Below are 14,207 nucleotides of genomic sequence, written 5' to 3'. Positions count from 1 at the left end.
CCGGCGCGCGATCTCACGCCTGCCTTTTCAGCCACACCAGCATGCCCGCCGGCACCAGCATCGACGGCCCCAACAGCAGCAGATTGAAGCCTTCGGCATGGACCGCGATGCCCCACCACAGCGCCAGCCCAAACGGCGGCATGGCAGCGAGACCACCGGCCAGCAGCATGCGCCACCAGACCGGCCGTACACGCAGGCCGGCACGTCCCTGCATCAGGTAACCCGCGCTGAGCCACAGCCAGGCCAGGCAGCCGGCAATTCCGGACAGGCCCCACAGCGGCATCAGCGTCACCGATGCCAGGGTGCCGTGACCAAACTGGCCCAGCCCCATCAACAGCAGCATCGTCGCTGCGGCCCCGCCACCCACCAGGCTGGGCAGGCCGAAGAGTACAGCCAAGGCTGCATAGAGATACTTGAGGCGGCGCTCATCCATGCGCGGTACTCCGATGCCCGGGGTCAGAGCCCTTCCCGCAGGGAAGGGATCCGACCCCAGTGCCCGATCAACCGTAAACCGGGTACTTGCGGCACTGCGCGCTGACCGCATCGCGCACGCGGCCGATGACGGCTTCATCGGCCGGCGCATCGAGCACGTCGGCGATCCAGTTGGCCAGATCCACGCAGTCCTGTTCCACATAACCACGGGTGGTCACCGCCGGGGTGCCCAGGCGCAGGCCAGAGGTCACGAACGGCGAACGCGGGTCGTTCGGCACCGAGTTCTTGTTGACGGTGATGTGGGCCTTGCCCAGCGCGGCTTCTGCGTCCTTGCCGGACACGTCCTTGCCGATCATGTCGACCAGCATCAGATGGTTCTGGGTGCCGCCGGAAACGATCTTGTAGCCGCGCGCGATCAGCGTGTTGGCCATCGCCTGCGCGTTCTTCACCACCTGCTGCTGATAGGCCTTGAAGCCCGGCTCCAGCGCTTCCTTGAAGGCCACGGCCTTGCCGGCGATGACGTGCATCAGCGGACCGCCCTGGATGCCCGGGAACACGATCGACTGCAGCTTCTTGACCAGGTCCTCGTCGGCGCCCTTGGCGACGATGATGCCGCCGCGCGGGCCGCGCAGGGTCTTGTGGGTGGTCGAGGTGACCACGTGGGCATGTTCCAGCGGGCTCGGGTACACGCCAGCGGCAACCAGGCCGGCGACGTGCGCCATGTCGACGAACAGGTAGGCACCGACCTTGTCGGCGATGGCGCGGAAGCGCGCCCAGTCGATCACCTGCGAGTAGGCCGAGAAGCCGGCCACGACCATCTTCGGCTTGTGCTCCAGGGCCAGGCGCTCGACTTCGTCGTAATCGATCAGGCCCTGGTCGTTGACGCCGTACTGCACGGCGTTGAACAGCTTGCCCGAGGCGTTGACCTTGGCGCCGTGGGTGAGGTGGCCGCCGTGGGCCAGGCTCATGCCGAGGATGGTGTCGCCCGGCTGCAGCAGCGCGAAGTACACCGCCTGGTTGGCCTGCGAACCGCTGTGCGGCTGCACGTTGGCATAGTCCGCGTCGAACAGCTGCTTGAGGCGGTCGATCGCCAGCTGCTCGGCGATGTCCACGTATTCGCAGCCACCGTAGTAGCGCTTGCCCGGGTAGCCTTCGGCGTACTTGTTGGTCAGCTGGCTGCCCTGGGCTTCCATCACCGCCGGGCTGGTGTAGTTCTCGCTGGCGATCAGCTCGACGTGGTCTTCCTGGCGCTGGGTCTCAGCGGCGATGGCCTTGGCCAGTTCGGGATCGTAGGTTTCGATGCGGACGTCACGCGGGAACATCGGGTACTCCAGCAGGCGGGGAAAGGGGTACGACTCAGCCCTAGATTGTAGCCCCGCCTCGGCCTGCTGGGGCCGAAACGACCGGGGCCGGATTCGACGAACGAATCCGGCCCCGTATGGTTTCGCATGGCGTTGTGGGGTCAGAGCCCTTTCCGATGGAAAGGGATCCGACCCCGGCGCTGCATCAACGGTTGTTGATGATGTAGTCGGCGATGATGCCGGTGGCCACGGCGACCAGCAGCATGTTGCCGCGGTCATCGCGGATCCAGTGGTGGCCGTACGGCGGGCGGCGCAGCTGGTAGCGCGGGTAGTCGTTCACCACGTAGATCGGGCCGCGGTAGTAATCGCGGTAGCGGTGGCCGCGCTGCCAGCCGTAGCCATAGCCGGGACGGTAGCCCGGGCTGTAGACCACGCGCGGCGGCGGCGGCGCCGGACGGTAGTAGCCATGGTCGTAGCGGCGGTCGTGACGGTAATCGCGGCGTGCCTCGCGGCGGTCGCGTTCCCAGTCGCGGCGGTCGTGACGCCATTCCCGGCGATCCTCGCGCCACTCACGGCGGTCATGGTCGCGGCCACGGTGGTCGTTGTCGGCGAAGGCCGGGGCGATGGCACCCAGCGCCAGTACGGAGGCCACGGCGCCGGCCATGAGTCGATGGAGTTGCATGGGAGACCTCTGCTGGGTGGGTGGTGATCCCATCTTGCGCATGCGATCTGAACGGTTTCCGGCTGGAAACGCTTCCCGCGGCGGGACTGTGACGGGGTATTCAGGTCGCGGCCAGCCCCGGGTGCTCCGGCCAGCGCGGGCCGGAACCGGTTCCGGCTATAATTGGGGGTATTCCATTCAGTCTGTGCCCGCTGCCGCAACGGGAAGTTCCCCGTGACGGACCGGGCGCAGGGTCGCGCCTACGGAGACCTCATGTCCTCGCAATACATCTACACCATGAACCGCGTGTCCAAGGTGGTCCCGCCCAAGCGGCAGATCATCAAGGACATCTCGCTGTCCTTCTTCCCGGGCGCGAAGATCGGCCTGCTGGGCCTGAACGGCGCCGGCAAGTCCACCGTGCTGAAGATCATGGCCGGCGTGGACACCGATTTCGAGGGCGAAGCCCGTCCGCAGGCCGGCATCAAGGTCGGCTACCTGGCGCAGGAACCGGAGCTGGACCCGACCAAGACCGTGCGTGAAGCGGTTGAAGAAGGCGTTGGCGAAGTGCTGCAGGCGCAGGCTGCGCTGGACGCGGTCTATGCCGCCTATGCCGAAGAAGGCGCCGATTTCGACGCGCTGGCCAAGGAACAGGAACGCCTGGAAGCGATCCTCGCTGCCGGCGACGCGCACACCCTGGAAAACCAGCTGGACGTGGCCGCCGACGCGCTGCGCCTGCCGCCGTGGGATGCCATCGTCGGCAAGCTGTCCGGTGGTGAAAAGCGCCGCGTGGCGCTGTGCCGCCTGCTGCTGCAGAAGCCGGACATGCTGCTGCTCGATGAACCGACCAACCACCTCGACGCCGAGTCGGTGGAATGGCTGGAACAGTTCCTGGCGCGCTACACCGGCACCGTCGTGGCGGTCACCCATGATCGCTACTTCCTGGACAACGCCGCCGAGTGGATCCTGGAACTGGACCGCGGCCGCGGCATTCCGTGGAAGGGCAACTACACCGACTGGCTGACCCAGAAGGATGAGCGCCTGAAGCAGGAAGACAACCAGGAAAAGGCTCGCCAGAAGGCGATCCAGAAGGAACTGGAGTGGTCGCGCCAGAACGCCAAGGGCGGCCGCACCAAGGGCAAGGCCCGTCTGGCCCGCCTGGAAGAGCTGCAGTCGGTCGATTACCAGAAGCGCAACGAGACCAATGAAATCTTCATCCCGCCGGGCGAGCGCCTGGGCCAGGCGGTGATGGAGTTCAAGAACGTCTCCAAGAAGTTCGGCGACCGCCTGCTGTTCGACAACCTGAACTTCCTGGTGCCCTCGGGCGCCATCGTCGGCATCATCGGCCCCAACGGTGCCGGTAAGTCGACCCTGTTCAAGATGATCACCGGCCAGGAAAAACCGGATACCGGCGAGATCGTGGTCGGCCCGACCGTGCAGCTGTCCTACGTGGACCAGAGCCGCGACGCGCTGGAAGGCAACCACAGCGTGTTCCAGGAAATCGCGGGCGGCCTGGACATCCTCAACATCAACGGCATCGAGATCCAGTCGCGCGCCTACATCGGCCGCTTCAACTTCAAGGGCCAGGACCAGCAGAAGATGGTCGGTTCGCTGTCCGGTGGTGAGCGTGGCCGCCTGCACATGGCCAAGACCCTGCTGCAGGGTGGCAACGTGCTGCTGCTCGATGAACCGTCCAACGATCTGGACATCGAAACCCTGCGTGCACTGGAAGACGCGCTGCTGGAGTTCCCGGGCAACACCTTCGTCATTTCGCATGACCGCTGGTTCCTGGATCGCATCGCGACCCACATCCTGGCGTTCGAAGGCGACTCGCACGTGGAGTTCTTCCAGGGCAACTACCGCGAGTACGAAGAAGACAAGCGCCGCCGCATGGGCGACGACGCTGCGCCGAAGCGCCTGCGCTTCAAGGCGCTGAAGTAAGGCAACCGGAAAGGCCGCGCTCGCGCGGCCTTTCTCATTTCGGAGGCGTACCGACCAACGGTCGGTACCCACATTTGGCATTCGGGTAGGTCACGACCGTTGGTCGTGACACCTTGTTGTCGTGAGATCCCCCATGTCCCTGTTCGAACGCCTGTTCCAGCTGCAGCAGCACGGCACCACCGTGCGCACCGAACTGCTGGCCGGTGTCACCACGTTCCTGACGATGTCCTACATCGTCTTCGTCAATCCCGAGATTCTCGGCACTACCGGCATGGACGCGGGTGCGGTGTTCGTGGCCACCTGCCTGGCCGCGGCGCTGGGCTCGGTGGTGATGGCACTGGCGGCCAACTTCCCGGTGGGCATGGCGCCGGGCATGGGCTTGAATGCGTTCTTCGCTTTCACCGTGGTCGGTGCTGCCGGCCTGCCCTGGCAGCAGGCGCTGGCGGCGGTGTTCATTTCCGGCCTGGTGTTCCTGGTGCTGTCCCTGACCGGCGTGCGCGCGTGGCTGGTCTCGGGCATTCCGGCGTCATTGCGGTCGGCGATCATGGCCGGCATCGGCCTGTTCCTGGCGATCATCGCGCTGCAGAAATCCGGCGTGATCATCGGCAACGAGGACACGCTGGTCGCGCTGGGCCCGCTCAATACCGCGCCGCCGCTGCTGGCACTGGGCGGCTTCCTGCTGATCGCGATCCTGGAAGCGCGGCGTGTGCGCGGCGCGATCCTGATCGGCATCCTGGCGGTGACCGCGGCTGGCTGGGCACTGGGCGATCTGCAGTACCACGGGCTGGTGTCGTTGCCGCCGAGCCTGGCACCCACCTTCCTGCAGCTGGACCTGCCCGGCCTGCTGCACCACAACGGCGGTGCGCCGATCGCGGTGCTGCTGCAGGTGGTGCTGGTGTTCGTGCTGGTGGAAGTATTCGATGCCACCGGCACGCTGTATGGCGTGGTCGGGCGTGCCGGCCTGTTGAAGCTGCCGGGCGCACAGAAGCGGTTCGGTCGCGCGCTGCTGGCCGACAGCACGGCGATTGTCGCCGGCTCGCTGCTGGGCACCAGCAGCACCACCGCCTTCGCCGAGAGCGCCTCTGGCGTGCAGGTGGGTGGCCGTACCGGTTTGACCGCACTGGTGGTGGCCGCGTTGTTCCTGGCCGCACTGCTGTTCTCGCCGCTGGCGGCAATGGTGCCGGGCTATGCCACCGCGCCGGCGCTGCTGTTCGTAGCCGGCTTGATGCTGCGCGAACTGGTGGAAGTGGACTGGAGCGACCTGACCGAATCGGTGCCGGCGGCGCTGTGCGCGCTGGCGATGCCGTTCACCTATTCCATCGCCAACGGCCTGGCCTTCGGCTTCATTGCCTATGCTGCGCTGAAGGCCGGCACCGGTCGCTGGCGCGAGGTGCATCCAGCGGTGTGGCTGGTGGCGGCGCTGTTCGTGCTGCGCTACGCGTTGGAGTGAGCCGGCGGGCGCATGTTCATCGTGCGTGCTCCGGTTCACCCCGTGCGAACGGTGCTCTGGGATGATGGCCGCATGTCCGCGCCCCCTCTGCCTCCCGATCCGTCTTCACCGCTGCGTCGGCGCCTGCTGCGCGCAGCCTTGTTGGCACCCATTGCGGCAACGTTGACCACCCTGCCCGGCTGTTCGCTGCCGGAGCAGGTGGACGGCACCTTCCTGCAGCCGTGGCGCAGCCACCTGCAGTGGCGCATGGCCGACTGGCAACGCTCGCTGCAGCTGGCACGCAGACTGGGCTGCAGGCAGCTGGTACTGCAGTGGACCGGCATCATCGGTGGCGCCGAGGGTGATTGGCAGCTGCCCGACACCAGCGTGCGCATGCTGTTCACCGCAGCCTCGGAGGCCGGTATCGCGGTTCGTGTCGGCCTGCCCTTCCAGCAACGCTGGTGGCAGGCCATCGGTGGCGACGATGCCGCACTGCAGGCCTTCTTCGCCGACAGCCTGACGCAGGCCCGTACCTGGCTGGCACAGGCCCCCTGGTCGCGCCTGCAGGCCTTCAATGGCTGGTACATCCCCTACGAACTGGAGCAGTACCACTGGGCCGATCCAGCGCGTCAGCAATGGCTGGCGCAGTGGCTGCACGGTATTTCCCAGGCGGCGGTCGACCGCGGTGGCGACTGCGCGATCTCCTGCTATTTCAGCCGCCTGCAGACCCATGGCGACCTGGTGACCTTGTGGGATGCCGTCCTCGCGCAGGCATCGGTCAGGCCCATGGTGCAGGACGGCGTGGGTGTTGCCGGCGCCGGCAACGTACAGCAGCTGCAGCCGCTGCTGCAGCACCTGCGTACGCGCGGCGTGGCCTTCGATGCCATCGTCGAGCTGTTCCGCGAGCTGCCCGGCGGGAACAACGACGGCACCCAGTTCAAGGGCGAAACCGCTGATGCCGCACGCATCGAACGGCAGCTGGCCTGGGCACGTGACAGCGGCGCTGAGCACGTGCTGGTCTATGCGCTGGACCCTTGGCTGTCGCAGGACACGCCGGAGGCAGCCGCATTGCGCAAACGCTGGGGGATCTGACCCCTTCGGGCGTTACAGCGTGCGGCCGATGATGTCGCGCAGGATCTCGCTGGTGCCACCGAAAATGCGCAGTGCGCGCGCGTCGGTCCATGCGCGCCCTATTCCGTATTCGCTGCTGTAACCGTAGCCACCGTGCAGCTGCAGCAGGTCATCCAGCACCTGCCCTTGGATTTCAGTGGCGTTGAGCTTGGCCATCGCCGCGCGGGTGGGATCCAGTTGCCCGCTGATCTGCTCGCCCAGGCACTGGTCGAGGAAGCTGCGCAGCATCGCCAGTTGCGCCGTGGCCGAGGCCAGCACGAAGCGCGTGTTCTGGTGGTCGATCAGCAGCCGACCGAACGCCTTGCGCTGACGCACGTAAGCCACCGTCGCAGCCAGCATGCCTTCGGCCGAGGCCGCCGCACGCAATGCGATGGCCAGCCGTTCGGCCGCCAGGTGTTCTTCCAGGTAACCGAAGCCTTTCCGTTCTTCACCCAGCAGGTGATCGGCGGGCAGGAACACGTCTTCGAAGAACAGCTCGGTGGTGTCCTGTGCATGCTGGCCGATCTTGGCCATCGGCGCACCGCGGCTGACACCCGCAGCGGCCAGGTCCACGCAGAACAACGTCAGGCCGCCCGCACCGAGTTCCGGGGCGACGGTAGCCACCACCACGGCGACATCGGCATTGCTGCCGTTGGTGATCCAGGTTTTCTGCCCGTTCAATCGATAGCCGCCGTCCACCACATCGGCGCGGGTGCGGACTGTCTTCAGGTCACTGCCGGCACTGGGCTCGGTCATCGCGATCGCGCCGATCGCTTCGCCCCGCGCCATCTTCGGCAACCAGGCATCGCGCACGGCTGGCGTGGCGTACTGCATCAGGTAGGGTGCGACCATGTCCGAGTGGATCGAGAAGCCGATGCCGAGATGGTTGGCACGTGCCAGTTCTTCGATCACGCAGGCAGCGTGGCCATAGTCGCCGCCCATGCCGTACGGCTCAGGCAACTGGCAGTTGAGCAGGCCGGCCTCGCCCGCCGCACGCCACAGCGCGCGCGGCGTGATGCCATCGCGCTCCCACTGGGCGTACCCGGGCGCGATCTGCGCGTCGATGAAGCGACGGACCTGCTCGCGGAACAGTGCGTGGTCCTCGCGGAATACCGGCCGGTCTGCCATCGGATCAGCGGCCCACCGCGTCGGTGCCACTGAGCTGACCCTGCAGCACCGGTGCGTTGGCAGTGCCGGTCAGGAACAGGCTGTAGTGATCGCCGGGCTGCAGCGCGGGAAGTTCGAGTGCAGCACTGTCCTTGCCGCCGCAACCAGCCACCAGCCGCGCCTTGACCGGATTGATGCCACGCGCGGCGCTGCGGCCAGCGGCGACGGCCGGGAACACCACTGCGCCCTTGTCGGCCATTGCCAGCTTGCCTTGTGCGCAGTTGCCAGCAAGATTGTAGAAGCGGATTTCGGCCTTGAGCGCGTCACTGCTGCCACCGCCGTCTTCCAGCACGCTGAGCGGTTTGGCCGCTGCGCCCGCATCCAGCACCAGGGTGGTGAAGCTGCCGGCGGCCACCGCCGGCTGCGTGCGGCTCTTGCCGGCCACGCGCACACTGAACGGCTTGCCGCCTTCAACGATCGCGTAACGGGTGGCGCGTGTTGCCGGCCCGACGTTCTGGTCGGCACCGTTGGCGATACCGGCCTTGAGCACCGTGCTGCCCGGGTTGAGCACACGCACGAAGGCAGAACCGGCCGGTGGGCGCGCGGCGTACAACTGGGCCAGGCGCCCTTCGGGTGCGCCTTGGGCGAATCCTGCATACGGCGACAGCAGCAGCGCGGTGGCGACCAACGATTTCAGGACAGCATTCATGCGGGTTTCTCCGTCGTGCGGAGCGTGCGCGCCAGGATCTGGTAGCGCTGCTCCAGTTGCTTGCGATCCACCTTGTTGCTGATCGTCTGCGGCAGGGCATCCACGGCGAACAGCTCGGAAGGAATCATATAGGGCGGCATGTAACGTTCGAGCTGGCCCTTCCAATCGGCCAGATCCGCTGGCGGGCGCTGCAGCGGGCCGGTCTGTGGCTGCGTGGTTTCAACAAAGCCGATCATCCGCACCAGGCTGCCATCGGGCCGCCGCAGTACCACGGCAGCTCCAGCGACCACGCCAGGCAGGCGGGCCAGGCCGACATCGACCTCGGCCAGTTCAATGCGGTAGCCGTTGAGCTTGATCTGGTCGTCGCGGCGGCCACGGAAGTAGAACCGGCCCTGCGCGTCGACATCACCCAGATCACCGCTGCGGTACGCACGTTTGCCGTTGTGTTCGAACAGCACGCCGGCATCCAGGTCTGGACGCTCGAGGTAACCACGCATGACATGGTCGCCCGCCATGCAGATCTCGCCGTCATCGAGGAATACCTCGGCATAGGGCTTGCCGATACCGATCGGGAACGGGTTGGGGGCCGCCGCACGCAGCGCCGGATCGATTTCCACCCATGTGGTGGAACAGGTCGCTTCGGTCGGCCCATAGGAATTGATGATGCGCACCTGCGGGAAACGCGCCCACAGTTCTTCAGCCACGCGCGGCGTGAGCGATTCGGCACCGAACACGAACACCTTCAGCTCGGGCAGGTGCGCGGCGTCGAAACGCGGATTGAGCATCTGCTGGCGCACGAACGAAGGCGTGGATGCCCACACTGCCACGTGCGAATCCCGCAGATGGTCGACGAACCTTTCGCTGCTGGCGATCACCTCGCGCGGGCACAGCACGCAGCAGCCGCCCAGGCCCAGCGCTCCGCACAGATCGAACAACGAGAAGTCGAAGCTGAAGAGCATCTGGTTCATGAACGCCGGCGCCGGGCCAAGCGTCAGGCAGTCACGGATCCAGCCGGTGAACAGGGCAACACTGTCGCGACCGATCTGCACGCCCTTGGGGTCGCCGGTGCTGCCGGAGGTGAACATGATGTAGGCCAGGTCCGGCACGGCCAGCGCTCGTGGCGCGTCGGCACCCGGCAGGAACGCATCGACGGCTGCATCGTAGATCGCACGCGCGTGCACCAGCGTGGTGATGCGCTGCAGGCGCGCCGGTGGATTGATGTTGTCCACCGGCACGTAGGTCACGCCCATGCACAGGCAGCCGAGCATGGCCACCACGAAGGCCGATTCCTTGTGCCCGGAGATCACCAACGCATCGCCGTGCACCAGCCCAGCAGCACGCGCACGATCGATCCACTGCTGGGTGGCGCGATGCAGCGCGGCCCAGTCCAGTACGCCATCGGCCGCATGCAGGGCGGGTGCCTGGGTGGCGACATCCAGGTCGGCGAAACGGCATTGGTCGAAATCGAAGTACATCGCGCTACCTCCGGTGCCCGCAGGCGATCAGCTGGGGCGGTGCTCGGCCACGTAGTCGGCCAGCACCTGCACCGAATCAACCAGGGCGTCGATTTCATCCACCGGCAGAGTGACGCCGAGGCGATCCTTGACCTCGACCATCAGCTGCACCTTGGACATCGAATCGAAGAACGATTCCATGTACTCGTCCGGCTGCACGCGGGTACCAATCACCGCCTCGACGATGTCGATGAGCTGGTTCTGGATTGTCTGCTTGTCCATGTTGGAATCCACCTTGTCAGAACTGGAAGTAAAGGAAACGGGTTTCTTTGTGCAGGTTCAGCAGGCACAACGACAGCAGCACCAGCATCACCAGCAGCCAGGCCACATTGGGCTGCCAGCGCATCCACGCGCGGGGTGCCGGGCTGGGTTTTGCCAGCGAGGGAGAATACACACCCATGATCTGGTGCGCGTTCGGTGCCAGCCAGACAATGGCCAGTGCCACCAGGATGTACAGCAGCTGCAGGTGATGGCCCAGCAGCAGGCGTGCGCCATCGGCCAGGCCCATGCCGGTGACATGGCCAAGGTTCTCCATGCTTTCCCATCCGCGTACGCCGAACATGCCCTGCACCAGCTGCCACGCATCGTGCACGCCATCGGCACGGAAGAAGGCCTGCGCCACCAGCACCGCGCCGAAGGTCAGCAGCAGGTAGCCGGCGTGCTGGAACGGATTGAGCCTGCGCATCGCGGCCGGCTTGCGACCGCCGACAAAAACCCGCCACGCGTGGTTGATGACAAGGTAGGTGGCATGCAGCAGGCCGAAGATCAGGAACTGCATGCCGGCGCCATGCCAGATGCCGGCCAGGCCCATCGCCCACACGGTCGGCAGCACGATCATCGAAAAGAAGCCGCCAGCCGATGCCACTGCGGTGGGGCCGGTGGCACGCCCGTGGCGGGTGCGCCAGCGGGTCACGGCCATCGCGACGGGGTAGTACAGGTAGGCGGTGATGTACCGGGTGAGCGTCATGTGCCAGCGCGCCCAGAAGTCGATGATGCTGGTGGCCTTGTAGGGCGAATTGAAGTTCAGCGGGAAACGGATGCCGAACATGCGGGCCAGGCCCAGCGCCATGTCCGAATAGCCGGAGAAATCGAAGTACAGCTGCAATGCGTAGCTGAGCGCGGTGGCCCACGCACCCCAGAACTGCACGTCACCGGTTGAAGCGAAGCCGGCATCGGCATACGGCGCGATGCTGTCGGCGATCAGGACCTTCTTGGCCAGGCCGATGACGAACAGCATGCCGCCGATGGACAGGTTCTCGGCCTGGAAGCGATAGGTCTCGCGCTTGCTGAACTGCGGCATCATCTCCTTGTGGTGCAGGATCGGGCCGGCAATCAGGTGCGGGAAGAAGGTCACGAACAGGACATAGCTGAGCGGGCTGCGGTCGTTGACCACGCCTGCGCGGCAGTCCAGCAGGTAGCCGATCTGGGTGAAGGTGAAGAAGGAAATGCCCAGCGGCAGGATCAGCGTGTCCATCGGGCCGACGTTGAAGCCGATGTCGTGGACGAAGTTCACCATCGCCGCGAAGTACTTGTAATGCACCAGCAGCAGGATGTCCGCCGCCACGCCCAGTGCGGTGGCCAGCAACTGCAACCGGGGGCGCTTGGCCAGCGCCAGGATCACCAGGCTGACCAGGTAGTTGAAGACGATCGAGCCGGCCAGCAGGATCACGAACTGCGGATTCCACCAGCCGTAGAACACGATCGAGGCCACGCACAACCAGAGCGCGGCCAGCCGTGGCTGCAGCGCACCCAGCAGGTAGTGCACGCCCAGCGCGATCGGCAGGAATATCAGCAGGAACAGGAAAGAGTTGAACAGCATGGTCGGTCGGCGCTCAGTCGATACCGGCCAATGCCTTCTGCTCGCCTTCAGTCAGCGGCAGGGACAGGGCCATTTCGGAAAATTCCCAGATCACCAGTTTCACGGTGGGCGGCCACGTCGACTGCTGCGGCAGTGCCGCCAGCAGTGCGCCGGAAAACTGGCCGCCGTCCATGCTCTGGTTCCATACTTCGCGCCCCAGCCCATGGCCCAGGCGTTCGGCAAACAGGCTGCGTCGGCCGTTGGAGCTGCCCAGCAGCAGCACCTCCACCGGCGGGGTTTCATCCAGCAGGCCACCACTGCGCAGCGGCGCGATGACCTGCTCCGGCTCCAGGTCCAACGGCGGCCGCCATGACGGCGGTGCGTGTTCCAGGCCAGCCAGCACGATCAGGTCGCCCATGCGCGGCTTCGGAGTGCCCAGTGGGCCAACCTCGAAGGCCTGGCTGCCCTGCCCGCCCAGCAGCGGCAATGCCACTGCGCTCACCGCATCGGCTGCGCGCTGCGCGCCGATGCGGTTCATATGCACGTCGGTGCGGAAGAACACCGGCGCGTCCTGACCGGACAGCACCGGCAGCAGGTCCACGCTGGGTACGTTGGCAGCGGCCAAGGCCTGCTGCCATCGACCATAGCGCGCACGCATCGGTTCGGAATAGCGCAGGCCACAGGTGTGCGCCTGTTCGATGCGCGACTTGTCCGGCACCACCACCACCAGCAGCTTCGCACCGGTGGCCTGCAACTGCTGCGACCAGTGCTGCATCAGACGCACGCGATCATGGAATACCTTGGCGCCGGCACCCGGCTGCGGACGCAGGCCGTCGCGGTAGAACAGCCAGTCCGGACACCCCAGCGCCACCTGCTCGCCAAGATCGCCGAGCAGGCGATAGCGCACGGCGGCCCCCAACAGGTCACCCTGGGCCTGGATCGGCAGCCGCAGGGCCTGGTTGATTGCCTGCCCGGCTTCGCCATCTGCCCAGCGCGAGGGCAGCAGTTTCTCGGCCGGCAGCTTGGCGTTGGCCAGCATCCAGGCACCGGCACAGACACCGATCAACAGCAGTGCCGATACCACCACGGCGGTCAGCCGATGGGCGCGTGGCGGGGCAGCAGGTGGCAGGGGCGCGGGCGCGCCCGGACGGGCATTCATCGGATCACTGCCCCAGCGCCTTGTGCAGGCGCGCCTTCCATTGTTCCGGGGTCATGATCGAGGCGTTGTCCCACTGGCCACGGGCATCGGGTCCCTGCGGGTAGGAGGGCTCGAACATCTGCCAGACCAGCACCTGCGGCTTGTTCTGCTTGAACTCGTTGGACTCCAGGTACTCCAGCAGCATGACCCAATGGCCGACGTTGCCCGGCTTCCAGTTCACCGACACCGGTCGATCCAATGCGTTGGACAGCTTCTGCGGGAAGCCGAAGTAAGGCTGCACCATGCTGTGGCCGGTGACGTGTACCGGTGCCGGTGCATCATCCAGAAGCGACTGCTGCTCGGCCTGGCGGCGCACGGTGAAGGTGTCGCGGCCGATCGCCTTGCGCTGTTCATCGGTAAGGAACAGCTCGGCCAGGTCGCCGAAACGGCGTTCCTTGATCTCGCTGCCCAGAGCCATGCCGCTGCCAGCCTGGCCGGCCAGGGTCGGCACCTGCTCCTTCACCTTCGCGGCCACCGCCACCGCCACCGCATCGGCGGCGGGCTGGGTCCAGTGCTGGTCGCTGCGGTAGAACACGTCCTGGCCACCCTGCTTGACCTGGCGCAGCACCTGCAGTGCGTCGATGGCCGGCACCTTCGCCTTGTTCAGGCCATCCACTTCCAGCGCATAGCGTCCACGTACGGCATCGCCGAGGCGCTTGCCATCGGGCAGCCTGTCTTCATAGAAAAGCGCTTTGTCCGGCAGCACCAGCACCTGCAGCTTGACCCCGGCAGCGGCCAGCGCGCGCTCGGCTTCGGCGATCAGGGCGGTGTTGCGGGTCACTGCGGCGGTGTCCACTTCAGTCAGGCTGCCCCAGGCCGGGAACAGCCAGCCATCCTTGCCGGTCAGCACGATGGACGAATCCTGCGCGGCGGCGGCGATGCTGGTCGCAGGTGCCTGCGCCTGCACGGGACCACCCACGACCAGCGCACACAGTGCGGCCAGCAGCAGCATGCGCGGGCGGCGCGACGGAGTGGAGAACGGAACAGTCTTCATCTGCAGATCCTTCATG

General features: G+C 66.3%; 13 protein-coding genes. 3 read left to right on the top strand and 10 right to left on the bottom strand.

Going from position 1 to position 14,207, the window contains the following annotated elements; genetic code table 11:
- Positions 1 to 13 precede the first annotated feature (13 nt).
- The 3 genes from MRBLST15_RS14005 to MRBLST15_RS13995 form a co-directional block, all read right to left on the bottom strand.
- Positions 14 to 433, bottom strand: a complete 420-nt coding sequence (locus MRBLST15_RS14005) for a hypothetical protein (RefSeq protein WP_108264811.1) — start codon at positions 431 to 433, stop codon at positions 14 to 16.
- Between the two features lie 67 nt (positions 434 to 500).
- Entirely contained in the window at positions 501 to 1,754 is a 1,254-nt protein-coding gene (glyA, locus tag MRBLST15_RS14000) for a serine hydroxymethyltransferase (RefSeq protein WP_367786329.1), read from the bottom strand.
- Between the two features lie 184 nt (positions 1,755 to 1,938).
- Complete coding sequence (locus MRBLST15_RS13995) at positions 1,939 to 2,415, bottom strand: RcnB family protein (RefSeq protein WP_099820331.1); 477 nt, start codon at positions 2,413 to 2,415, stop codon at positions 1,939 to 1,941.
- Positions 2,416 to 2,667: 252 nt separating this feature from the next.
- Between MRBLST15_RS13995 and ettA the strand changes: the two genes are divergently transcribed.
- The 3 genes from ettA to MRBLST15_RS13980 all read left to right on the top strand — a co-directional run bounded on the left by ettA (position 2,668) and on the right by MRBLST15_RS13980 (position 6,853).
- Positions 2,668 to 4,332, top strand: coding sequence for an energy-dependent translational throttle protein EttA (gene ettA, locus MRBLST15_RS13990; protein ID WP_025876664.1), 1,665 nt, complete (start codon positions 2,668 to 2,670; stop codon positions 4,330 to 4,332).
- 133 nt (positions 4,333 to 4,465) lie between these two features.
- Positions 4,466 to 5,782 (top strand): NCS2 family permease, encoded by a 1,317-nt coding sequence (locus MRBLST15_RS13985; protein WP_367786326.1) that lies wholly within the window; start codon positions 4,466 to 4,468, stop codon positions 5,780 to 5,782.
- A gap of 72 nt (positions 5,783 to 5,854) precedes the next feature.
- Positions 5,855 to 6,853, top strand: coding sequence for a DUF4434 domain-containing protein (locus MRBLST15_RS13980; protein WP_265951535.1), 999 nt, complete (start codon positions 5,855 to 5,857; stop codon positions 6,851 to 6,853).
- Positions 6,854 to 6,865: 12 nt separating this feature from the next.
- On the opposite strand, the gene MRBLST15_RS13975 is transcribed toward MRBLST15_RS13980, so the two are convergent.
- Genes MRBLST15_RS13975 through MRBLST15_RS13945 form a run of 7 tightly spaced genes read right to left on the bottom strand, consistent with a single transcriptional unit; the run spans position 6,866 to position 14,191 of the window.
- Positions 6,866 to 7,999, bottom strand: a complete 1,134-nt coding sequence (locus MRBLST15_RS13975; RefSeq protein ID WP_265951534.1) for an acyl-CoA dehydrogenase family protein — start codon at positions 7,997 to 7,999, stop codon at positions 6,866 to 6,868.
- 4 nt (positions 8,000 to 8,003) lie between these two features.
- Positions 8,004 to 8,687: an alginate O-acetyltransferase AlgF gene (locus tag MRBLST15_RS13970; RefSeq protein ID WP_265951533.1), complete on the bottom strand. Its 684-nt coding sequence runs from the start codon at positions 8,685 to 8,687 to the stop codon at positions 8,004 to 8,006.
- Positions 8,684 to 10,162 (bottom strand): AMP-binding protein, encoded by a 1,479-nt coding sequence (locus tag MRBLST15_RS13965; RefSeq protein WP_367786323.1) that lies wholly within the window; start codon positions 10,160 to 10,162, stop codon positions 8,684 to 8,686. Before MRBLST15_RS13965 ends, MRBLST15_RS13970 begins: the two co-directional genes overlap by 4 nt.
- A 27-nt stretch (positions 10,163 to 10,189) precedes the next feature.
- Positions 10,190 to 10,423: an acyl carrier protein gene (locus MRBLST15_RS13960; RefSeq protein ID WP_032978935.1), complete on the bottom strand. Its 234-nt coding sequence runs from the start codon at positions 10,421 to 10,423 to the stop codon at positions 10,190 to 10,192.
- Positions 10,424 to 10,439: 16 nt separating this feature from the next.
- Positions 10,440 to 12,020, bottom strand: a complete 1,581-nt coding sequence (locus MRBLST15_RS13955; RefSeq protein ID WP_312705678.1) for an MBOAT family O-acyltransferase — start codon at positions 12,018 to 12,020, stop codon at positions 10,440 to 10,442.
- 13 nt (positions 12,021 to 12,033) lie between these two features.
- A complete protein-coding gene (locus MRBLST15_RS13950) occupies positions 12,034 to 13,158 on the bottom strand; it encodes an alginate O-acetyltransferase AlgX-related protein (RefSeq protein WP_265951530.1) in 1,125 nt (374 codons plus the stop codon).
- A 4-nt stretch (positions 13,159 to 13,162) separates the two neighbouring features.
- On the bottom strand, positions 13,163 to 14,191 hold the full coding sequence (locus tag MRBLST15_RS13945) for an alginate O-acetyltransferase AlgX-related protein (RefSeq protein WP_367786320.1): 1,029 nt from the start codon (positions 14,189 to 14,191) through the stop codon (positions 13,163 to 13,165).
- Positions 14,192 to 14,207 lie beyond the last annotated feature (16 nt).

The sequence above is a fragment of the Stenotrophomonas sp. LST15-1-1.1 genome, from assembly GCF_040815575.1.
GTDB lineage: Bacteria > Pseudomonadota > Gammaproteobacteria > Xanthomonadales > Xanthomonadaceae > Stenotrophomonas > Stenotrophomonas lactitubi_B.
The sequence above is the reverse complement of the archived record's forward strand: the minus strand, read 5'-3'. Positions and strand labels throughout refer to the sequence as shown.